Source organism: Flavobacterium limnophilum, assembly GCF_027111315.2.
Taxonomy (GTDB): Bacteria; Bacteroidota; Bacteroidia; order Flavobacteriales; family Flavobacteriaceae; genus Flavobacterium; species Flavobacterium limnophilum.
Genome location: NZ_CP114289.2, coordinates 3,468,894 through 3,490,017 on the forward strand (window position 1 = coordinate 3,468,894; position 21,124 = coordinate 3,490,017).

Annotated in this window: 18 protein-coding genes; 5 read left to right on the forward strand and 13 right to left on the reverse strand. The window is 36.7% G+C overall.

All coding sequences use genetic code 11. The features are described from left to right. Positions 1-618 precede the first annotated feature (618 nt). Positions 619-1,686: a glycosyltransferase gene (locus OZP13_RS14380; RefSeq protein ID WP_281297602.1), complete on the forward strand. Its 1,068-nt coding sequence runs from the start codon at positions 619-621 to the stop codon at positions 1,684-1,686. Between the two features lie 81 nt (positions 1,687-1,767). Here the strand turns inward: OZP13_RS14380 and phoU are convergent, their stop codons facing one another. The 8 genes from phoU to OZP13_RS14420 form a co-directional block, all read right to left on the reverse strand. Further along, positions 1,768-2,436: a phosphate signaling complex protein PhoU gene (gene phoU / locus OZP13_RS14385; protein ID WP_281297603.1), complete on the reverse strand. Its 669-nt coding sequence runs from the start codon at positions 2,434-2,436 to the stop codon at positions 1,768-1,770. 55 nt (positions 2,437-2,491) lie between these two features. Further along, entirely contained in the window at positions 2,492-3,250 is a 759-nt protein-coding gene (gene pstB / locus OZP13_RS14390; protein ID WP_281297604.1) for a phosphate ABC transporter ATP-binding protein PstB, read from the reverse strand. 165 nt (positions 3,251-3,415) lie between these two features. Beyond that, on the reverse strand, positions 3,416-4,360 hold the full coding sequence (pstA, locus tag OZP13_RS14395; RefSeq protein WP_281297605.1) for a phosphate ABC transporter permease PstA: 945 nt from the start codon (positions 4,358-4,360) through the stop codon (positions 3,416-3,418). Between the two features lie 2 nt (positions 4,361-4,362). Beyond that, positions 4,363-5,598 carry a phosphate ABC transporter permease subunit PstC gene (pstC, locus tag OZP13_RS14400; RefSeq protein WP_281297606.1) on the reverse strand — a complete coding sequence of 412 codons (1,236 nt, stop codon included), beginning with the start codon at positions 5,596-5,598 and terminating at the stop codon, positions 4,363-4,365. A gap of 71 nt (positions 5,599-5,669) precedes the next feature. Then, positions 5,670-6,503 carry a phosphate ABC transporter substrate-binding protein gene (locus tag OZP13_RS14405; RefSeq protein WP_281297607.1) on the reverse strand — a complete coding sequence of 278 codons (834 nt, stop codon included), beginning with the start codon at positions 6,501-6,503 and terminating at the stop codon, positions 5,670-5,672. 246 nt (positions 6,504-6,749) lie between these two features. Then, the gene (locus OZP13_RS14410; RefSeq protein WP_281297608.1) at positions 6,750-8,087 is read right to left on the reverse strand and encodes a porin; all 1,338 of its coding nucleotides are present in this window, start codon (positions 8,085-8,087) and stop codon (positions 6,750-6,752) included. A gap of 185 nt (positions 8,088-8,272) precedes the next feature. Then, positions 8,273-9,340 carry a sensor histidine kinase gene (locus OZP13_RS14415; protein WP_281297609.1) on the reverse strand — a complete coding sequence of 356 codons (1,068 nt, stop codon included), beginning with the start codon at positions 9,338-9,340 and terminating at the stop codon, positions 8,273-8,275. A gap of 40 nt (positions 9,341-9,380) precedes the next feature. After that, positions 9,381-10,064: a response regulator transcription factor gene (locus tag OZP13_RS14420; RefSeq protein ID WP_281297610.1), complete on the reverse strand. Its 684-nt coding sequence runs from the start codon at positions 10,062-10,064 to the stop codon at positions 9,381-9,383. Positions 10,065-10,671: 607 nt separating this feature from the next. Here OZP13_RS14420 and OZP13_RS14425 point away from each other — a divergent pair. The 4 genes from OZP13_RS14425 (at position 10,672) to OZP13_RS14440 (ending at position 14,295) form a co-directional block, all read left to right on the forward strand. Next, positions 10,672-11,010, forward strand: coding sequence for a T9SS type A sorting domain-containing protein (locus tag OZP13_RS14425; protein ID WP_281297611.1), 339 nt, complete (start codon positions 10,672-10,674; stop codon positions 11,008-11,010). A gap of 105 nt (positions 11,011-11,115) precedes the next feature. Further along, on the forward strand, positions 11,116-12,102 hold the full coding sequence (locus OZP13_RS14430) for a T9SS type A sorting domain-containing protein (protein ID WP_269240824.1): 987 nt from the start codon (positions 11,116-11,118) through the stop codon (positions 12,100-12,102). 199 nt (positions 12,103-12,301) lie between these two features. Beyond that, positions 12,302-13,234, forward strand: a complete 933-nt coding sequence (locus OZP13_RS14435) for a T9SS type A sorting domain-containing protein (protein WP_269240825.1) — start codon at positions 12,302-12,304, stop codon at positions 13,232-13,234. Positions 13,235-13,314: 80 nt separating this feature from the next. Further along, positions 13,315-14,295 (forward strand): LuxE/PaaK family acyltransferase, encoded by a 981-nt coding sequence (locus OZP13_RS14440; protein ID WP_281297612.1) that lies wholly within the window; start codon positions 13,315-13,317, stop codon positions 14,293-14,295. Here the strand turns inward: OZP13_RS14440 and OZP13_RS14445 are convergent. The 5 genes from OZP13_RS14445 to OZP13_RS14465 form a co-directional block, all read right to left on the reverse strand. Next, entirely contained in the window at positions 14,292-14,636 is a 345-nt protein-coding gene (locus OZP13_RS14445; RefSeq protein WP_269240826.1) for a hypothetical protein, read from the reverse strand. The two genes, OZP13_RS14440 and OZP13_RS14445, sit on opposite strands and share 4 nt — an antisense overlap. 181 nt (positions 14,637-14,817) lie before the next feature. Continuing rightward, the gene (locus OZP13_RS14450) at positions 14,818-17,148 is read right to left on the reverse strand and encodes a glycoside hydrolase family 2 TIM barrel-domain containing protein (protein WP_281297613.1); all 2,331 of its coding nucleotides are present in this window, start codon (positions 17,146-17,148) and stop codon (positions 14,818-14,820) included. Between the two features lie 10 nt (positions 17,149-17,158). Further along, positions 17,159-18,232 carry a glycoside hydrolase family 53 protein gene (locus OZP13_RS14455; protein ID WP_281297614.1) on the reverse strand — a complete coding sequence of 358 codons (1,074 nt, stop codon included), beginning with the start codon at positions 18,230-18,232 and terminating at the stop codon, positions 17,159-17,161. A gap of 156 nt (positions 18,233-18,388) precedes the next feature. Beyond that, positions 18,389-19,528 carry a SusE domain-containing protein gene (locus OZP13_RS14460; RefSeq protein WP_281297615.1) on the reverse strand — a complete coding sequence of 380 codons (1,140 nt, stop codon included), beginning with the start codon at positions 19,526-19,528 and terminating at the stop codon, positions 18,389-18,391. 20 nt (positions 19,529-19,548) lie between these two features. After that, a complete protein-coding gene (locus OZP13_RS14465; protein WP_269240833.1) occupies positions 19,549-21,111 on the reverse strand; it encodes a RagB/SusD family nutrient uptake outer membrane protein in 1,563 nt (520 codons plus the stop codon). Between the last annotated feature and the right edge of the window lie 13 nt (positions 21,112-21,124).

The following is a 21,124-nucleotide window of genomic DNA, read 5'->3' on the forward strand; positions in this document are numbered from 1 at the left end:
AAACACCAATTTTACGATAAAACACACCGTTTTGTTAGTGTAAAAAAACATTTAATTTCCCATTGCATTAAATGTTAATAACATAATTAGTAATATTGTTTAATTTAGGGCATTTTTTCAAGAATAATCCTTCACGACAAAGGAGGCGTCTTTTTAAAACTATATTTAAAAAAACATTAATTTAATTGAATAATGTAGTGTGATTTCAAACGAAATAGTTTAAAAAATATCATATTATCACATAATACGCCAACATATACACATCTAAAAAACCAGCAAAAGTAGCAATATAATTCCCACACAGTGATGCAATTTTAGCAAAATCGATTAAAAACTTAAAATGTCGACAAATGGTAAATTTGAGGCGAAAATTAAAAAAAAAATCGTAAAAGAGCCACAAAAACCACATCTAAAAAAAATTAAAAACCACACAATCCCAGCGTTAAAACATTGAAAATAATCCCAGTAGACCAAAACACCTGTTGTTGAAAACTTTTTTTATGTCATCAACAAAACAATCAAATCTTGAAAAATTAATCTTTTGATACTATTTTCTTAATATATACAAATCAGGGTTTTACTTACCTTGCCATTTCAAAACAACACCTGAAACCACCAATGGAATTTAACACTTCTCAAAAAACCATCCTCATTGCTCCCCTAAATTGGGGTTTGGGTCACGCCACAAGATGCATTCCCATTATCAAGGCATTACAGGAAAATGATTATGTTCCGATTATAGCTTCGGATGGAATCGCGCTGGAGTTATTGCGAAAAGAATTCCCGTATCTGAAATCGCTGGAATTGCCTTCGTATCAAATAGAATATGCCAAGAACGGCAAGAATTTCAAATGGAAACTGTTGCAAAGTTGTCCAAAAATGATTGAAGCCATTTTGGAAGAAAAGAAAATGGTCAAAAAATGGATCAAGAAATATACTATTGACGGCATAATCTCGGACAATCGACTGGGGGTTTTCAGCCAAAAAGTGCCATCGGTTTTCATGACACATCAACTGAACGTGATGACGGGAAACACCACCTGGATTACGAGCAAACTGCACCAACACCTCATCAAAAAATATGCGGAATGTTGGGTTCCCGATTTTGAAGGAATTCCAAATCTAACCGGCAATTTGGGCCACATCAAAAAGGCGGATTTCGAAATAAAATACATTGGCTCTTTGAGTAGAATCCAGAAAAAAACTATTCCAAAACAATACGACTTGATGATTATTCTTTCGGGACCGGAACCTCAACGCGGCTTATTGGAAGAGAAACTGAAAAAAGAAATCTTGCGCTTTGACGGCAAAATAGTCTTCATCAAAGGCATTGTCGAAAAGGATCAAAAAAAGGAGGAAATTGACAATGTCACTTACTATAATTTCATGAATTCTCGTCAACTCGAACAAACTTTTAACGAAAGTGAAACGATCTTGTGTCGTTCGGGTTACACCACTATCATGGACTTGGCAAAACTGGAGAAAAAAGCTTTTTTTATCCCTACTCCCGGCCAATATGAACAAGAATATTTAGCCGAAAAATTCAAAAAAGAAGGCCTGGTTCCGTATGCAAAACAAAATGATTTCAAGATGGAAAACATCCTGGAAATCGAAGTTTACAAAGGTTTGACCTCAACAAAAAACACCGTTGATTGGAAAGAATTATTCAAAGTATTTGAGAAATAAACAGCAAGTTTTACCCATTAAAAAACCCGAATTAAACTAACTTAATTAGTTCAATTCGGGTTTTAGTATTTTTAACAAAAACTATTCTGCACTTGGATCTTCGTGTTTGTCATGCTTGATAATCTTGGCATGGACAATAAAATAAACATACTCGGCTATATTGGAACAATGATCGGAAATTCGTTCCAAATGTTTAATCCCAATAACAAGATTGGTTCCCGAAACAACCGTTTTTGAATGCGCCTTCATTTCAGAAATGATGTTTTGAATGGTTTCGTCACTTATGTTTTTAATTGCCGTATTCAAACTAAAAATTTCCGCAAAAGTGTTCTCGTCACGCGTCAAAAAATAGGAATTGGTTTTTGTTGTGATGAGTTCAACTTGCTTGCCCAAATCTGCAATGGCAAACTTGGCTATCAAATCGTGTTTGCCTTTGATATTTTTAGTTCTTTTGATGATGCTCACGGCTAAATCCCCTATTCGTTCTATCTCGTTGCTAATTTGCAAACATCCCATGATAAACCGTAAATCAGTGGCCACAGGCTGTTGCAAGGCAAAAATACTTTGACAAATTTCGTCGATTTTCACGTCTAATTTATCAATCTTGCTTTCCACTTTTTTTACTTCCTTGCCTTCAATTGGCTCTGAAAGCAATGCTTTTACAGATTCGCTAACTTGGCTTTCGGCCAAACCGCCAATTTTCACGATTATATTATTTAATTTTTCTAGTTCTATTTCAAAGTGTGTCATACTGATATACGATTTTAGATATTGGATATTGGATAAAAGATTTTGAATACACTTACTATCCGAATCTTCCGGTGATATAATCTTCGGTTTGTTTTTTTTCTGGTTTGGTAAAAATAGTATTTGTTTTTCCCATTTCAATCAATTCACCCATATAAAAAAACGCCGTGTGATCGCTGGTTCTTGCAGCCTGTTGCATGTTGTGGGTCACGATAATAATAGTGTACTGCTCTTTCAATTCATGCACCAACTCTTCAATTTTAGAAGTCGAAATTGGGTCTAATGCACTCGCTGGTTCATCCATAAGAATGATGTCCGGGCTTACCGCCAATGTTCTTGCAATGCACAAACGCTGTTGTTGTCCGCCTGATAATCCCATGGCAGAATCTCCTAATCGATCTTTTAATTCGTCCCAAATAGCGGCTTGTCGCAAAGAAGTTTCCACGATTTCGTCCAATTCCGTTTTGTCATTTATGCCATTGATTCGAGGACCATAGGCAATATTCTCATAAATGGATTTCGGAAAAGGGTTTGATTTTTGAAATACCATCCCGATTTTTTTGCGGATATTCACCACATCCACGTTCTTGTCGTAGATGTCGATTCCTTCCACAAGCAATTCTCCGGTGATTTTCACACTCGGGATCAAATCATTCATTCGGTTAATGCATCTCAAAAAAGTAGATTTCCCGCAACCCGAAGGCCCGATCAAGGCGGTTACTTTATTGGCCGGAATCTGCATCGAAATTTCCTTCAACGCTTTTTTCTCGCCGTAGTACAATGACAAATCATTAACCTGTATTTTTATATCTCTCATTTTATTTTTGTTAAAACTATCCAACTTTTCTTTGCCACAAAGGCACAAAGACACGAATTTTATTATTTAAAACATATTTTTATTGATTTCTGCCACAAAGACAAATAAGTACAAATTTTAATTATTTAAAACCTATTTACTTTGTGACTTTGCGACTTTGTGGCATCATTTTGCTTTTCTTCTAATTCTGGATCTGATAATTACTGCCACCAAATTTAAAGATAATGTAAGAATTAACAATACCAAAGTGGTTGCAAACTGAATTGGCATTGTTTTCTCCACATCCGAAGACTGGGTTGACATGATGTAAACATGGTAGCCCAAATTCATGAATTGGTCGCTCAAAGAACCCGGCAATGTGGCCAAATAATAAGCAGCTCCAGTAAACAATATAGGAGCAACTTCGCCGGCGCCTCTACTCACGGCAAGAATTGTTCCCGTCATGATTCCAGAAATAGAACCCGGAAAAACCACTTTTTTAATGGTTTGCCACTTGGTCGCACCCAATGCCAAACTGGCTTCTCTTAATTCTCTTGGAATTGTTTTAAGTGATTCTTCCACCGAAACGATAATTACGGGAAGCGTCAATAATGCCATTGTCAAACTGGCCCAAAGAATATTGGGTTGTCCCCAATGCAATTCGCCGTCATTGAAAGCAGAATCCATTCCGGTTCCCACAAATTGGATGAAAAAACCAAGACCAAAAAGTCCAAAAATTATCGAAGGCACTACCGCCAATGTTCTGATGGAAAATCGAACCGCTGCCGCAAATTTGGAACTTTCGTGCGCATATTCCGTTAAATAAATAGCCGTTATTGTCCCGAAAGGAACGGCCGCAATAGACATCACGATAACCAATATAAAAGTTCCAATCAAGGCTGGAAATATCCCTCCTTTGGTCATTCCGTCGGTTGGAAAAGAACTGATGAATTCCCAAGAAAATTTCTCGCGTCCTTGATAAATTATGATCCCCAAGATGATGAACAAAATGGCGATAATCAAAATAACCGCAATTTGGGTCAATCCCACAACTGCTTTTTCTTTAATGTCTTTTCCCTTGCCATTCGTCTTGGCAAAAGGATTTTCCGATATGCTAATTGTATTTCCCATGTTTATTTACCTTGGAATTTTTTGATTAATCTTCCCTTAACATAAAATTCTGCCACTGCATTTAATATGAAGGAGAAAATGAAAAGTAACGATCCAATGAAAAACAAAACGCTGTAATGGGTTTCTCCAAAAACAGTTTCCGCCATTTCAGAACCAATTGTTGCCGCAAAAGTTCGCACACTTTCGAATGGATTTGCGGATAATAATGCTGCATTTCCGGTGGCCATCAGCGCAATCATCGTTTCACCAAAAACACGACCCACACCCAAAAGCAAGGCTGCAAAAATACCCGGTGTTGCCGCCGGCAAAATCACCGAAAAGGCGGTTTGTGCTTTGCTGGCTCCCAAAGCCAAACTGGCTTCGGTATATGTTTTGGGAACTGCCGAAAGAGCATCTTCTGAAATGGTGTAAATAATGGGGATTGCTGCCAATGCCATTGCGACACCACCAATAAAAGCATTTAATCTAGAATCGTATCCAAAAATATCTTGGAAAAAAGTAGCCAAAACCATCATGGCAAAAAATCCAATGACCACCGATGGGAAAGCAGCCAGCATTTCGATGATGGGCTTGATGATTTCTTTTCTTCTATTGGATGCAAAACAAGAAGTATAAACCGCTGCCAATATTGCCAAAGGGCCAGCAATCAGCATTGCGATTATCGTCACTTTCAAAGTTCCGATAAGTAAAGCAATCAAACCAAAACGTGGATTATCGGAAACAGGAACCCATTCGGTGGAGAAAAAAGTACTCCATGTCCTGTCTGCTCCTTCTTTGTTTGCTGTAACTTTTTCGTCAATGGCAACTACTTCTTCCGCAGCGGAATCAGGGTTTAAATCTTCGGTTACGGTTCCATAAGTTTCAGGTTCTGATGCTGCTGTTTCTTCAACAACTGGATTCAAATCCTCGGTTGGAGCTCCGTAAGTTTCAGGTTCCAGACTTTCGGCTGGAGCACCATAGGTTTCTGGTTGACTTTCTTCCGTGGAAGTTTCGGCTCCATAAGTTTCAACTTCGGCTCCCGTGGTTGCTTGTATTTCGGTATTTGCTTTGGCTTTATCACCAAAACTGAATAACGGCAAAGACTCTTTGAAAACAAAAATAAATATCAGGAAAATAATGGCAATCGAAAGAAAAGCTACCGAAGAAATGACTTTCTCGGCCAGAAACTCGGAAAGCCTAAATTGTTTTTTTAAACTTTCTTTTGTGAAAGTTTGCTTGTTTGGAAGTGGAGAATTCATTTAATGGATTTAAGAATTCATAGATATAAAAAATCCCTCCCTAATGAAAGAGAGGGATTTTTGTACTTTGATTATTTTACTGGAAAATATCCTACTGTTGCAATCATTTTTTGACCCTCTGGACTCAAAATCCAATCGATGAATTTTTTTGTATCGCCAGTTGGTTTCGATTTCAAATACATGTACAAGTATCTTGAAATTGGATAGGTTTTGTTTTTTATGGTAGCTTCCGTTGGCAAAACACCTTTGCTTTTGGCGTCTTTTTTTACTTTGCAATCTTTTACTCCTTCAGCATAAGCGGCTCCACCGTAACCAATGCTGTATTTGTCTTTTTTTACTGCATTTACAATCGCTGCAGTTCCAGGCAAAGTTTGACAAGCTGGTGAAAAATCTCCTTTAACCACGTGTTCTTTGAAGAATTCAAAAGTTCCCGAACTGCTTTCTCTTCCGTACAATTGGATTTTGGCATCAACTCCACCCACTTGTTTCCAGTTGGTTATTTTACCCGAGAAAATATCCCCAATTTGTTGAACCGTCAATTCTGAAACCGTATTTCCTTTGTTCAAGAAAACAGACAATCCGTCTTTGGCACAAGCGATTTCAACACCACTTTTGTTGTATTTTGCCTTGATTTTTTCCAATTCTGCCGGTTTGATTGGACGACTTGAGTTAGCAATATCCGTAGAACCGTTGATCAATGCCGCAAGCCCAACTCCGGATCCACCACCAGTAACCTGAATAGTTGTTTCTGGGTGTTTTTTCATATAGGCTTCAGCCCATTGTTGTGATAAAATCACCATGGTATCCGAACCTTTAATCGTTATTTTACTCAAAGTAGTAAACGAATATCCAATAGTCATCACGACTACCAAAAGGGCTGCAATTCTCAATTTAGTTGTATTCATTTTAAAGTGTATTTTAAATTTTTTACAAAAGTAAATCCCCAACGTTAAGGCTATGTTAAGCCAGTATTATTCAATCTTTACTATTTGGGTAGTTTTTACATTAATTTTACAAAAAAGAGATATAACCATAATCAAAGTTAAATATTTACTATTGATTATCAGAACAATAACGCAACTAATTTTTAAAAAAATAAGAGGCTATTTCACGATACATGAAATAGCCTCTTCCTATTTATATTTAGAAAACTAAAAGTTGAACTGCGCTTGTAATCTCAACAAGTTTCCTTGTTGTCTGTTGTTTTTAAGCGCACTGTCTTCAAATGTTCTGTCGGCGATAACCCATTCGGCCACTAATTCGAAAGCTTTGATTGGCTGCCATTCTAGACCTATTTCATAATCTCTTACCACATAACTTCTGGCATCTTTTTCAAATTTCTTTCCTCCGTCATAATATTGGAACTTGGCGAAAGGATACAAGAAATGGTGTTTGGCTAAATTAATATCCCATTTGTAGTTCAAGGTTATGTAACCACCTTCTAAATTAGAAACATCAACTGTATTGGTTACTTTATCATAACGTGGCCCTTTCCCAATGTTGTATTCGGTTTGGATTCCGAATGGTTTTGGATACAATACAAAAGTAGCTCCCACTCTTTGGTCTACGGTGTTTTGTTTATTAGGAGTTGTCACTCCTGTAGATAATTCATTGGTAAAAGCCCATTTTCCAGTATAAGCCTGTAATCCTGGCTCTATGATTTGATTTCCAATAACAAAAGGATAAGTAACTCTGGTAACAACGTGTAAATTTCTGTTGGCTTCCGATTTATTGGCTGTTTGACCATTATAAGCTCCAAAAGCAAACACACCATAATCGCCCGACCCTTTATATCCGTCTTTTACAAGCATGGCAAAACGTTCCCTGATTTCGGCTGGAGCCCAATAGAAAAACGCTCCTAAATCTCTTTCGTTAACTATCGCACTATTCAAACCATCGTTTCGATCCAAGGTCAAACGGTTTTGGCTTGATTGCAAATTTTCGAAACCAAAAGGAATTTTACTTTGACCCAATCTAACCCTGAATTCTTTTTTCTTGTCGAACGAAATATCGGCATAAGCGTCTCTAAGTTGGGCAAAATGATTCACTCCAGATCCTGGTGAACTGGCAAAATCCGGCTGTATGTAAACATATACATTAGGATGAACTTGTCCAGAAAAAACGATTCGGGCTCTTCTTAAAAAGAAACCATTGTTTGATTTTGCATCAGGAGCAGTTGAAGTTGTACCCCAAGATTTGTCGCATTGGTCGCAAGAAACTTTATCGTTAGTGGAAAGCAATCCGTTGTAACGAACTTGCACATATCCACGAATGGAAATTTTATTGTACCAAGCCTCTTTGTCGGCTTTGGTTTTTTCCGCCTTTTCTTTTTCAACTAGCTTTTCCTTTTCGACTTGCTTTTCCTTATTAATTGAATTGATGGAGTCTAAAATACGAACCACTTCTTTTTTGATTTCGTCTTTCTTTACATCTTGCGCATTGGCTGCAAATGAAACAGCTAGTAAACTTGCAAATAAAAATTTGTTCATTTTGTTTTATGATTTATTTTTCGCAAAGGTGATGCCGCAATGTTAAGTTAAGGTTAACTCAATGTTATTTAGATGATAATTTAATGTTAACACGTGTTTTCTTAAAAAAGAATTTTAATGATTTTTTATGGAACAAATTTACGCATTAAACTAATAATCAATTGTATAGAAGTGTTGTTTTAGCATTAAGAAATATTTAATTTAGCCTTGGTCATGGTAAAGGAAAATTCAGAGCCAATACCAAATTCGCTTTCTACATATATCTTTTCCTTGTGGGCTTCGATAATGTGTTTTACGATGGCAAGTCCCAATCCGGAACCTCCTTCTGAGCGAGAGCCGCTTTTATTGACGCGATAGAAACGCTCAAAAATTCTTGGAAGATTTTGCTTTTCTATCCCTTCACCATTGTCGGTGATTCGAACCAACACTTTTTTCTTGGTCAGATTGATAACACTAACCTCAGTCAAACCGCCTTCTTTACCATATTTTATGGAGTTGACTATCAAATTTTCGACAACCTGCTGTAGTTTATCTTTGTCTCCTTTCACAAAAATGGGTTGAATGTGATAATTTTCGAATGCGAGGGTGATTTTCTTTTTATCGGCTTTCATTTCCAATAAATCAAAAACATTTTGAATCAATTCGACAATATCAAATTCGGAAAACTCCAGATTCAAATCACCCACTTCCAATTTAGTAATCATGTCTAGATCTTCGACGATGTAAATCAATCGTTCCACACCTTTTTCGGCACGTTTCAAGTATTTTTTTCGAATGATTTTATCGTCCATTGCACCATCCAGCAGAGTGGAAATATAGCCTTGTACGGTGAACAAAGGCGTTTTTAGTTCATGGGAAACATTGCCCAGAAATTCTCTTCGGTATTCTTCGCGAACTTTCAACATTTCGATTTCCAGCTTTTTACCGGTGGCAAATTTTTTCATTTCCTGTGTCAGGGTTTCCATATCAGTCGTTATGGGCTGGTTGATGAAGCTACTCGATTCCAACAGGGAGACATCGTCGTAGATTTTTTTTACCCTTCGATATATAAAACGCTCCACCCTATACTGTATGACAATAAAGGAAAATGTATAAATGAAGAAAAGGAAAATTGCACCAAACAAAAAGATGCTTTTGGGAGTATATTTAAACACCATTGTCACCAACAGCATTACAAATATTGTAGAAAACAGGCTGATGTATAAAGCTGAAATTACGGCAAACCTGTAGGTTTTTTTAAAACTTATTTTCATCTTTCAAAGTTGGGTGATTCGTGCAAATTTAACACAAAAATTACACTTCGAATTTATAACCTATGCCTTTTATGGTCTTGAAAAAATCATCTCCAATTTTCTCTCTCAGTTTCCTGATGTGAACATCAATTGTTCTTCCGCCCACGACCACTTCATTGCCCCAAACCTTGTCCAGGATTTCATCTCGTTTGAATACTTTTCCGGGCTTGGAAGCTAATAAATAAAAAAGTTCAAACTCTTTTCGAGGCAAAGCAATTACCAAATTGTCTTTTATTATTTTATATTCTTCACGGTTGATTTCTATTCCGCCCACATTCAGGGTTTCGCTCCTTGCCTCTTGTTCTTTTGAACGACGCAACAATGCTTTGACTTTACTTACCAACAACTTGGGCTTGATAGGCTTTGTGATATAATCATCTGCACCGGCGTCAAAACCGGCCACTTGCGAATAATCTTCGCTGCGGGCAGTAAGAAAAGTAATAATTACGTTATTGAGTTCAGGGATTTTACGGATATTTTCACAAGCCTCCATTCCGTCCATTTCTGGCATCATCACATCCATAATAATAAGATCCGGCATTTCTTTTTTGGCTTTTGCTATGGCCTCTTTACCGTTAGAAGCAGTAACAATTTGATACCCTTCTTGGGCAAGATTATATCCTACAATTTCTAAAATATCCGGTTCGTCATCAACTAATAAAATCTTTGTATTTCGTTTTTTCATGTTAACAGCAATGCTATATTTTGTTTACGAAGGTAAATATAAAACAAAACCACTAGATGTGTTAAACTATGTTTAATAAGTTAACCATTTGGTAATATGCCATAAACAAATTAGTAACATTGTCGTTACAAAAAACCTCTTTTAATCCTAGGTGAAATCATTAATATTTAAATGGCTGTAATTAGGACTTATTTAATTTAAACTGTATAGTTATTTAGAACTCGGCAAGAGTATGGATAAAGCATATATATATAGTAACTGTATAGTAACTTTATAGTAACTATACAGTAACTATACAGTAACCTTGCAACAAGTCCTCTATACTACTTACTCAACAGTAAATAAGAATTGCAAATAGTATAGCTTCCGGTACTTTAAAATAATTTTCTGCATTCGATAAGAATATTGGTAGTTTTTACACATCAAGCAACTGGATTCCTATATATTAGTTAAAGCTCAATCGCTTTTTTTGCTTCAAATAAGTACACACAACGCATTCCTTTAAGTTAATTTAATGGTAAAAAGACCGAAACAACGCATTTTTACACAGTTTGGTATACATTTTGAAATGTTTTTTTTATATCTTTGACATAACCAAATTTTTACGATGACGAAAAATTACTTTTATATTGCCACTTTACTGGTTTTTTTCTTTACTCTTGGTCTTTCCGCCCAAGAGACAAAGCAACAATCCAAATCACAAGAATCAGCTTCTATTGAAGGGTTGAACTTGTACCCAAACCCTGTGAGCAATGGCAAAGTATATATCACTTCAAAAAACGACTTAGATAAAGACATTATTATTTTTGACGTTTTGGGCAAAAAAGTACTTCAAACATCCATTAGTTCAAAAGAACTTGGCATTTCCAACCTGTCTCCGGGAGTTTACATCATCAAAATAAACGAGGGCGAAGCCACAGCCACCAGAAAATTGATTGTAAAATAAAGGATTCTCAAAGTTTTTCATAATTTAATGATTTTTTTACATTGATTTTTTCCTACAAAGAAAAAACAATTGTTATATTTGTATAACTAATTTAAAAAAAATGTTATGAAAAAATTTTACACTTTATCTTTTATTTTATTGGCTTCTTTGTCTTTTGGACAAGTAACAGACACTTTTACTGGAACAGGTTTATTAAGCGCAAATGGTTGGACACTTCACAGTGGAACAGCAAGTCAATTAACCATCTCATCTGGTTCATTAACTTATTCAGGATTAACACCAACAGGAAATAAAATCGCATTAGTTGCAGGAAACTCAGAAGACGTGAATAAAAGTGTCGGTACCGCAATCACCACTGCCGCATACTATTCAGCGGTTTTAAACTTTCCAAACACTACTGGCTTAACAACTACTGGGGATTATTCAATCGCTCTTGGCTCACAAGTTGGTGCTACTGTTACTGCATTATATGGAAGGTTAATGCTTAAAACGGGTGTTGCCGCAAATACTTTTAATATTGGACTTGTAAATACTAGCGGCACAGGAACTACACCAACTTATCTGGCAACCGATTATCCTACAGGCACACCCATTTTTGTTGTAATTAAATATGACAGATCAAATAATACAGCTTATTTATTTGTAAATCCAGCATTAGATAGTACCGAACCTGCTACGCCAAGTCTAACAAACGCAACTGGAACAACTGCTGCTCCAGCATCAATTTTAAGTATTTGTTTAAGACAAGCTGGAAATGCAACAATTGGAACTGGAAATGTGGAATATGATGATGTAAGAGCAGGAAGTACTTGGGCATATGTTACAACTTCTGCACTTGTTTTATCCTTAAAACAAAACGAAATTGCTGGTCTAAACATTTATCCAAACCCTGTTACCAAAGGCACTTTATATATAACTTCTGACAGTAGCGAGGCTAAAACAGTTGCAGTTTATGACATATTAGGAAAACAAGTTTTAAGTGCTAAAACAGCTAATAATGCAGTAAATGTTTCTAGCCTAAAAGGTGGTGCTTATATTATAAAAATCACTGAAGAAGGAAAAACTGACACCAAAAAATTGATTATTGAATAGTTAATTTCCACCCTATATTTTTAAAAGCTTCAATTGCAAAATTGGAGCTTTTTTAATTTAGAGCTTTAGGCAAAAAAAGCTATAATACTTTTATTATCAAACAATTAATAACATCTTCGAATGCATAAAACTAATTTTTTGCTTCCATACAAAGAAAATACATACTATATTTGTAACTTAACATTAAATTAACCCCAATATGAAAAAACTATACACATTATCAATTCTTTTATTAACCTCGTTGTCTTTCGGACAAATACCTATTAGTCTTACTGGAGTAGGCGATCCTTATAATCAGGATTTCAACGGAATGGGTGCTACTACAACTTTTCCATCTGGTTGGACGGCCATTAATAATAGTGGTTCGACATTAACAATGGGTGTAACAGACGGAAGCGGCACACTCACAGGAAACATCTACAATGTTGGCACTACAGGCAACACGGACAGGGCTTTTGGAACATTGGCAGACGCCACAACGACTCCTACCTTGGGTGCTGTATTTCAAAACAACACAGGAAGTACAGCTACAAGTATATTAATTCTTTCCAGAATGGAACAATGGAAAGAATCTGGCAATGCCAGCTTAAATGAAATCGTTGCTTTTTCCTATAGTCTAAATGCCGCAAGTTTAAGCGATCCATCAGCAATTTGGGTTCCCGTAACTGCCTTAAATTTAAACGAAAAACTGACTACTGCAACTGGAGGCGCGGCGCTTGATGGAAATTTATCCGGAAATTACCGTAATTTAACAAGCCTTATTTCTGGGTTAAATTGGACTAACGGGACAAATTTATGGATTAAATGGACAGATAACAACGATGCACTTGCCAATGGAATGTATGCCATCGATGATTTTAACATAAGAACTTATGTGCCATTAGGCGTTAAACAAAATGCAATTGCAGGTTTAAATATGTATCCAAATCCTGTTGTCAATGGCACTTTATTCATTACTTCCAAAAGTAGCGAAGCAAAATCTGTTTTGGTTTATGACCTGTTGGGAAAACAAGTTTTAAATACGAAAACTTCAAACAATGCCGTAAATGTTTCGAACTTAAAAGGCGGTTCTTACATCATAAAAATCACTGAAAACGGAAAAACTGATTCCAAGAAGTTAATTATTCAATAATTAATTTTCTCTTATATTTTAAAAACTCCAATTGTAAAGTTGGAGTTTTTTTTATTTAATTACTTTTGTAAAAAAAATTCTTGATTCCAACTCCCGACATATTTGCCATTTCAAGCCAAAAGCAATTCGAAAAAGCAGCACTCAAAGTGTTTCGCTTTCAATATGAAAATAACTTGGTTTATCGTGAATTTTGCGATTTTTTAAAAACCAATGTTCAAAAAGTAAAATCACTAGAACAAATTCCGTTTTTACCGATTCAATTTTTTAAAAGTCACAAGGTAGTTTCTAACCATAATCCCATTCAGCAAACCTTCACCAGCAGCGGAACAACAGGAATGTCGACCAGCAAACATCTTGTTACCGACATTACTTTATACGAAGAAAGCTATCGAAAAGGTTTCTCGCAATTCTACGGCAATATCGAAAATTATGTTGTCCTGGCTTTACTTCCTTCCTATTTGGAGCGCGAAGGTTCGTCCTTGATTTATATGGTCGAAGACTTGATAAAAATGACCAACAATCCCGAAAGCGGATTTTATCTTCACAACCACGAAGAACTCATCGAAAAATTGACACGATTGGACACTTCTGGACAAAACGTGATTTTGATTGGCGTGACTTATGCTTTATTGGATTTGATCGAGAAACATCCATTCCAATTGCAAAACACCATCATAATGGAAACCGGCGGAATGAAAGGTATGCGCAAAGAGATGATTCGCGAAGAACTTCACGAACAACTTTGCCAAGGTTTTGGCGTCAACGCCATACATTCTGAATACGGGATGACCGAATTGTTATCGCAGGCTTATTCGTTAGGGAATGGCGTATTTGAATACCCTTCCTGGATGCAAATCCTTGTTCGCGACACCGAAGATGCCCTGACTTATGTTGCCAACGGAAAAACTGGCGGAATCAACGTGATTGATTTGGCCAATATTAATTCCTGTTCGTTTATTGCCACGCAGGATTTGGGCAAAAAAAATCCCAACAACTCTTTCGAGGTATTGGGACGTTTCGATAATTCAGATATTCGAGGTTGTAATTTGATGGTTCTTTAATTTTCTTCTACCAAACCAATACTTTCTATTCCTTCTTTTTCTAATAATTCTCTTTCCTTTTTTAATTTATTTTCGAGGAATTTATAAATGCCGTAACAAGCCAAACCTCCAAAAAGCACAAAAAAGACATTCCATCCGGTATCTTCAAAATTCTCATTGGCAACAGAATCGAAACCATTAATGATTACCAACGTAATTCCAATAAGAAATCCGCCTACAATCGTTCCGCCATAATAAGATCCTAGCCCAATAAAGAAATATTTCCATTTGTTTTTATTGTATTCAATAGCCAAGTTACTGAATCCTTTCCAAATCCAATAAATAAATAAAAGTCCAATCATAAGTCTTCGATTTTTAAGTACTAACTTACAAAATAAAACTATAAAACAGTTTAATTTAAAAAAAAATCTTCAAAAATTAAACAAAAAAAATCCCAACAACTCTTTCGAGGTATTGGGACGTTTAGATAATTCGGATATTCGAGATTGTAATTAAATGGTTATTTAAAAATATTTTCTGGCCTTATTTAATTTCTAAAGAAGCATTTTTCAAATTTATTCCTGTAGCGGTTATCTTTATTGGACTTTTCAAATTCTTGGTTTTAAGAACAATGGTTGCAATTCCCGCTTCGGCTTTCAATGGATTTTCGCCTATTAATTCCGCGTTTCCTTCTGTTAAAACAAAAGTGACTTCATTTGTTGCAGTCGGAATTACAGTTCCGTTGGCATCCGTAATTTTGGCATAAACAAAAACCATGTCCGGTAAATCTGTATGGATTGGTTTAGAGGAAAGGTCATAACTCAATTCGATTTTAACGGCATTTTCCGGAGTTTTGACAAGGTTTGAAACCACTTTTTGTCCGTTTATAAAACCTTCGGCACGTAAAGATCCCGGAATAAATTTATCCATTTTGAAAACAAAGGGAGCATGTTTTAAATTGTCGCTATTTTCATTTATGAATGGTTTTTCTTTGGCTACCAAAACATCGTTCAGATACAAGGCCACCTCATCGCAATTGCTGTACACCGTCACGTCCAAAGGGGAAGTTGCTGTCCAATAATTGGCGATAGTCACCATTGGACCGGAAACTAATTTTGCGTCCAAAACCACATTGGCATCACGCTGGCTTTGGTAAAAAGAATAGGCAAACTTTGGAATCCTGAAAATATCGCTTATTCCCGAGCTCTCTAAATCATTGCTGTATCCACGATTGTAATCGAACATTGCCCAGTTGGCCTCGCCTATAGTTTGTTCTCCTTTTCGATTTGAATTGGCCGCTTCCTGAAAATTATAGGCTTGTTGCAACAATCGCTTTTCGCCAAAACCACGCAATTGTCGGGATGTTCTTTCTTCTTCTTTTAGATTCGAAAACTCCTTTTGATTAAATCCTGCATTTTGAGCATAATATTCCCAATCACCGTACTCGGCAATGAAAATTTTTCGGTTTCCTTTGTTGTATTTTGTCCAATAATCGGGTGCTTTTCCGTGTTGTCTGGCCGGAATAAAAATATCATAATTGGCATTGTCGATCCAACAAGCACTGTAATTATGAGGAAAAGGCAACTCTTCTTGCAAGGCTTTTGTTGCTTCTTTCATAAAACTTTCGCTCATTTGGGTTTCGTTCAAAGAAGCTTCCCAAAAAATGATGCTGGGATGATTCCGGTCTCTTCTGGCCATTTCCCTAATGTCTTGAATGGCATTTTTATGAAAGGTTTCGTTGCCAAAAAACTGCCAACCTGTTAAACTGTTCATTACCAATATTCCCAATTCGTCACAAGCATCCAAAAAAGCTTCTGCGTGAGGATAATGGGACATTCTCACGAAATCAAATCCTGCATTTTTTATTTTTACGGCATCGCGGTATTGCGCTTCGTCTGAAATGGCATAACCCAAATACGGATATTCCTGATGCTCGTTTGTTCCGGTAATGTATAATTTTTCGTCATTGAGATAATAGCCATCCTCTTTTAGTTCTGATTTTCGAACGCCCACTTTCTCTGAATAAACATCAATCACTTTATTATTTGAAATTACTTGGACTTCCAAATGATATAAATTGGGATTTGAAATCGACCATAATTTTGGTTTTTCCAGCACAATATTTTGGGTAATGGCTTTGTCTGAATTGGCATTTATGGTAAATACTTCCGACTTGAATTCCAGTTTTTCGCCTTCAATATTGGTTAGGATACATTTCAAAGAAGCGTTTTTTTCGACAGAAAGTTCATTTTTTAAATGTACCTGAACTGACCCTGAAGCACTGTTTTTGTTGACGTTGTCAAAATTCACATAAATTCCGCCACCGGCTTTTTTGTTGGCCTGAACCGCATTGGTAATGTATAATTTATTGGTTGTAACCAAATATACGTTTCTGTAAATCCCGCCATAATAATTGAAATCCAAATCTTTTAAAGGTTTCCCTGGAAGAAATTCTGGATTGTCCTCGTTGTTGACTTTTACTTTAATTATGTTGCCATTAGATTTCAAAAAAGGAGTGACATCAACCGTAAAAGGCAAATATCCGCCTTTGTGATTGGTCACTTTCTGGTCGTTTATCCAGACATCGGCTTCCTGCATCACACCTTCAAAATAAAGAAAAACTTTCTTGTTTTTTGAATTGGCAACCTTGAAATTTTTTTGATACCAACAGGTTCCTTGAAACTGGTTGTTGACCACCAAAGGTTCTATTTTTGCCGTATGCGGAATGGTGATTTTCTCCCAATTGGAATTGGCTTCTTCTCTTTTGAATTCCCAGTCCGAACCAAAATTGACTTTTGTCCTTGATTGCGCATTCGTTTTTCCAATAGAAAAAAACAGCACTATAAAAAATAAGTTTCTTAAAATGAATTTCATTGTTTTTTAATTAATTTTTAAAAGCATCCAGCGCCGGCGAAGGTTTTCCATTAGATTGCCAAGCACTCAATTGATAGCCGCTCCAACTTTTTTCGCCCTCCGGTTCCCAATAAACCACGCCAAGACCTTTGTTGTCTGGCACTGCTTTTACTGCATTTATTACTGCTGTCAACATGTCTTTGGTGTTTTGAACCAAGGTATAATCGCCACCAACTTCTACTACCATTACCTCTTTTCCGTATCTGGAAACCATGTCGTTTAGATTGTTTTGCAAGTCGGCAATCGTAACTTTGTAATCGCTGTTCAACCAGTACGGATAATAGGACATTCCTATCACATCGTATTTTACATTGTTGGCTTTGACATTGTCAAAAAACCACCTGAATCTTGCATTATCGTTTCCTTTATCAATGTGAACAATTACTTTGGTGGCCGCATTGACCGCTTTTGTAGCGTCATAGCCTTTGTTCAAAAGTTGTGCAAGTTGACTGAAATTTGAAGATTTCCCTTCCGGCCACAACATTCCATCAGGAATTTCATTGCCTATTTGTACCCATTCTGGCGTTACTCCAGCCAATTTTAGCGCAGTCAAAACATCGAAAGTGTGTTTATACACGTCATTTTGCAATTCAGCAAATGAATGGTTTGCCCAAGCTGCGGGCTTGGTTTGCTTGCCGGGATCAGCCCATGTATCGCTGTAATGAAAATCAATCATGATGCGCATTCCCAGTTTTTGGGCACGAACAGCCATGACAACCGTTTCGGCCGGGCTGCAATGTCCACTGGCTTTGTCATTGGACGGATTTACCCAAACTCGAAGACGAATGGTATTAATCCCTCTGTCTTTCAGAATTTGGAGACAATCTTTTTCGGAATTATCGGTATCATAGAATTTATATCCCGTAGCTTCCATTTGTGGTAACCAACTTACATCTGCGCCCTTTGAAAAAGTAGCAGTTGTCGGTGGCGTAGGAACAGGAGGAGTTGGAATTGTATCGGCATTTTGTGCATTACTACAAGAAAATGCCGTCAACATTGTAAGCGCTATCCAAAAGAATCGGAATTGTGTTGGTGTATTTTTCATTTTTTAGACCTGAAACAGGCGGGATTTATTGTTTTGACAATTACTACTTAAAGCATAAAGAAACAAAAACCTTCTTAAACTATATTGATTTTTTTAAAACTTATTGCTTTTTAAATTGTTGGACGTGATTCTTGTTCTATCACATCCAACATGTTGTTAATTAGTCATTTTGATTGTTTTATCAATGGCATTAATGACTAATTTGTAGGTTCCAGCAGGGCCGTTGAAGTGAAAATTCTCGTCATTTCCGCCACCATTTGTCAATTTAGCATCAATTGTATATCCTAAATCTTTATAATGTTTGAAGTTGTTGTTGGTGTCCCAAACCCCTTTTGATTGAAAGAATCTGAAATCTCCAACTTTATAAGCAGCCGTAGCTTCCCAAATATCGGGACTGGTTTCTACCAATTCTGTTTCGCCTCCGCTAAAATTCCAGTCTCCCGGCGTGGCATCGCCCACAGCCCAAAGTGAACCTGACGGGTTTAATACAATGGTTTTTTTAACGCTGTCAACCACCATTTCATAAATTCCGGGCGTACCGATAAATTCGAAATTAAAATCTCCTGCTCCTTCACTTTTTAAACGAGCATCAATTACATATCCTTTGTTTTTATAGTATTCGTAATTTAATCCTGTAGCCCAATTATTTTCGGCGGTAAAAAATCTGAATTTCCCATTTAGAAATGAAATTTTAACGCGTTGCACATCCGATTCACATTTTGTGGGTAACGTGAAATTCCATCCCACATTTTTGATGGCATCTCCCACAACCCAAAGTGGGTTGCAAGCAGTTGAAGTAGGCACTTTTTCGATCAATTTAATATTTATCATTTGAATTGTAGAAATGATTTCCTCTGTCCCTGCACCACCGTTTCCTATTTTGGACTTTACCCTAAAATAGACAACTCCAGTATTATTTGGTTTTCCAGCGCTATCAGTAGTTTTAGGGTCTTCATCCAACCCCAATTGATCGGCTAAATCCAATAATTGACTTACCAAAACGGGAATGTTGGTTTGCTTTGAAACTCCAATGGAAACAGGTTTTGTAAACGCTTCGTCTATTGCCGCTTGAACCTCATAGTCACTATTCACTCCCAAAATTGATGGGTTCCAAATAAATCGATCGGCAATATTGTTTTTTGTTTCTTTAGACAATAGATATTCGCTGGCGAAACTGTTTGTAAAAGCAATTTCTTCCGACCCTAAATCAGCGATAAAAATTGGTTTGTCATCTGTACAACTGCTAAATAATAGCACATTACAAATAAATAATATGGAATAGATTAATTTTTTCATCTTGTTTTTTTTTTAAAATTTTAATACCCTGGGTTTTGTTTCAAATTGGGGTTGGACAATATTTCTGACACTGGAATTGGAAACAATTTGTATTTGCTGTCCACCGCCTTTCCATTCAAGACACCGCCTTTCCAAGCCCATAGATAATCTCCCGACGTGAATTTATTGTATCGAATAAGATCGGTTCTTCGGTAACCTTCCCACATCAATTCTCTGGCTCTTTCGTCTAAAATAAACTGTAAATTCAAATCTTTTGAAGCTATGTTTCCTAGTGTGCTGCTAGGATCATTGGCGTAAGCCCTTCCTCTTATCTTGTTGACATTATTTAGCGCTATTTGTGAATCACCACCAGCACCGCCTCTTAAAACCGCTTCGGCATAAATCAAATACATTTCGGGTAAACGGAAAACCGGAAAATCGATATCACTTAAATTATTGTAGGTGTTTTTTTGTGGAATTTTAACTCCATTTCTATCAACGTTACGGTATTTATAAATAGAATACCCACTTTTTGAATTGGACAAGGATTCTATTTCCAAGGTGCGTTTTGCTTCCTCTTTTTCTGTCCAAAACACTGCTCTTTTATCGACACTGGTGTCGTGCGTTGGAAACAATGACACAATAGATGGCGTGACACGATACAGATTCCAACTGGCACTCATTCCGTTAATTTCTTCAGGAATGCCCGAAGCTCCGAGAGCAAAAACATTGGTGGTTCCCCAAGAAGTTACATATTCGTTATTATAGTTGAAGGTAAAAATAAATTCGCTGGAATTTTTATTGTTGTCACCAAGCATCAACCATTGGTGATTCGACACTAGCGAATAACCGGCATCGATTACTTTTTTGCTGTACGTGATGGCTTCCGTGTAATGTGCTTCGCCTGAATATACCTCAGCATTCAGATATAATCTAGCCAAAAGCGACCAAACCGCGGCTTTATCGGCACGCCCGTATTCGTTGGCTTTGGGAGCAATCATCGACTCGTCTATCGCTTTCAATTCGGATTCAATAAAACGGTATAAATCGGCTTGCTTGATTTGTTTTGGAATTTCGCCATTGGCCAATGTTGCTTCTGTTGCAAACGAAGGGTTTCCAAACAAATCCAAAAGCATCCAATAGGCATAAGCTCTAACAAAACGAACTTCGGAATAGTACTTTGCAATTTCGGCTTTATCTTCAACAGAAAATCCTCTTTTATTGACCACATCCGGTGCGGCTTCAATTATAAAGTTGTTGCAAAGCGTAATGAGATACAAGCCACTTTTGTATACATCGGCCGATTCCGTATGATCCGAAGACCAGTCCAATTCTGTTGTTTTATGGCTGTTCCAAGTATTTACGGCTTCATCGCTGGAAACTTCCTGCAATTCCCAATAGTCTCTGTAAAAGAAATTGTTGGCTCCCGACAATTGGATATAAGTAGAAACGAGTCCCTGTTTGTATCCTTCAATCGTGCTAAATTGTACGTCGTTGGTCAACGCATTGGTCGGAAATCGATCCAAATCTTCGGTACAAGAAGTAACGATTAAAGCGACCAAAACGAGTCCTATATATTTGATTTTAAATAGTCTTTTTTTCATTTTTATTATTTTA

Excerpts from the sequence above, each read along its gene's own strand:
- OZP13_RS14415 (WP_281297609.1), bottom strand. The coding sequence starts at position 9,340 with ATGAAAATAAGTTTTAAAAAAACCTACAGGTTTGCCGTAATTTCAGCT.
- OZP13_RS14465 (WP_269240833.1), bottom strand. The coding sequence starts at position 21,111 with ATGAAAAAAAGACTATTTAAAATCAAATATATAGGACTCGTTTTGGTC.
- OZP13_RS14455 (WP_281297614.1), bottom strand. The coding sequence starts at position 18,232 with ATGAAAAATACACCAACACAATTCCGATTCTTTTGGATAGCGCTTACA.
- phoU (WP_281297603.1), bottom strand. The coding sequence starts at position 2,436 with ATGACACACTTTGAAATAGAACTAGAAAAATTAAATAATATAATCGTG.
- OZP13_RS14445 (WP_269240826.1), bottom strand. The coding sequence starts at position 14,636 with ATGATTGGACTTTTATTTATTTATTGGATTTGGAAAGGATTCAGTAAC.
- OZP13_RS14430 (WP_269240824.1), top strand. The coding sequence starts at position 11,116 with ATGAAAAAATTTTACACTTTATCTTTTATTTTATTGGCTTCTTTGTCT.
- OZP13_RS14410 (WP_281297608.1), bottom strand. The coding sequence starts at position 8,087 with ATGAACAAATTTTTATTTGCAAGTTTACTAGCTGTTTCATTTGCAGCC.
- OZP13_RS14420 (WP_281297610.1), bottom strand. The coding sequence starts at position 10,064 with ATGAAAAAACGAAATACAAAGATTTTATTAGTTGATGACGAACCGGAT.
- OZP13_RS14405 (WP_281297607.1), bottom strand. The coding sequence starts at position 6,503 with ATGAATACAACTAAATTGAGAATTGCAGCCCTTTTGGTAGTCGTGATG.
- pstB (WP_281297604.1), bottom strand. The coding sequence starts at position 3,250 with ATGAGAGATATAAAAATACAGGTTAATGATTTGTCATTGTACTACGGC.
- pstC (WP_281297606.1), bottom strand. The coding sequence starts at position 5,598 with ATGAATTCTCCACTTCCAAACAAGCAAACTTTCACAAAAGAAAGTTTA.
- OZP13_RS14380 (WP_281297602.1), top strand. The coding sequence starts at position 619 with ATGGAATTTAACACTTCTCAAAAAACCATCCTCATTGCTCCCCTAAAT.
- OZP13_RS14460 (WP_281297615.1), bottom strand. The coding sequence starts at position 19,528 with ATGAAAAAATTAATCTATTCCATATTATTTATTTGTAATGTGCTATTA.
- OZP13_RS14435 (WP_269240825.1), top strand. The coding sequence starts at position 12,302 with ATGAAAAAACTATACACATTATCAATTCTTTTATTAACCTCGTTGTCT.
- OZP13_RS14450 (WP_281297613.1), bottom strand. The coding sequence starts at position 17,148 with ATGAAATTCATTTTAAGAAACTTATTTTTTATAGTGCTGTTTTTTTCT.
- OZP13_RS14425 (WP_281297611.1), top strand. The coding sequence starts at position 10,672 with ATGACGAAAAATTACTTTTATATTGCCACTTTACTGGTTTTTTTCTTT.
- pstA (WP_281297605.1), bottom strand. The coding sequence starts at position 4,360 with ATGGGAAATACAATTAGCATATCGGAAAATCCTTTTGCCAAGACGAAT.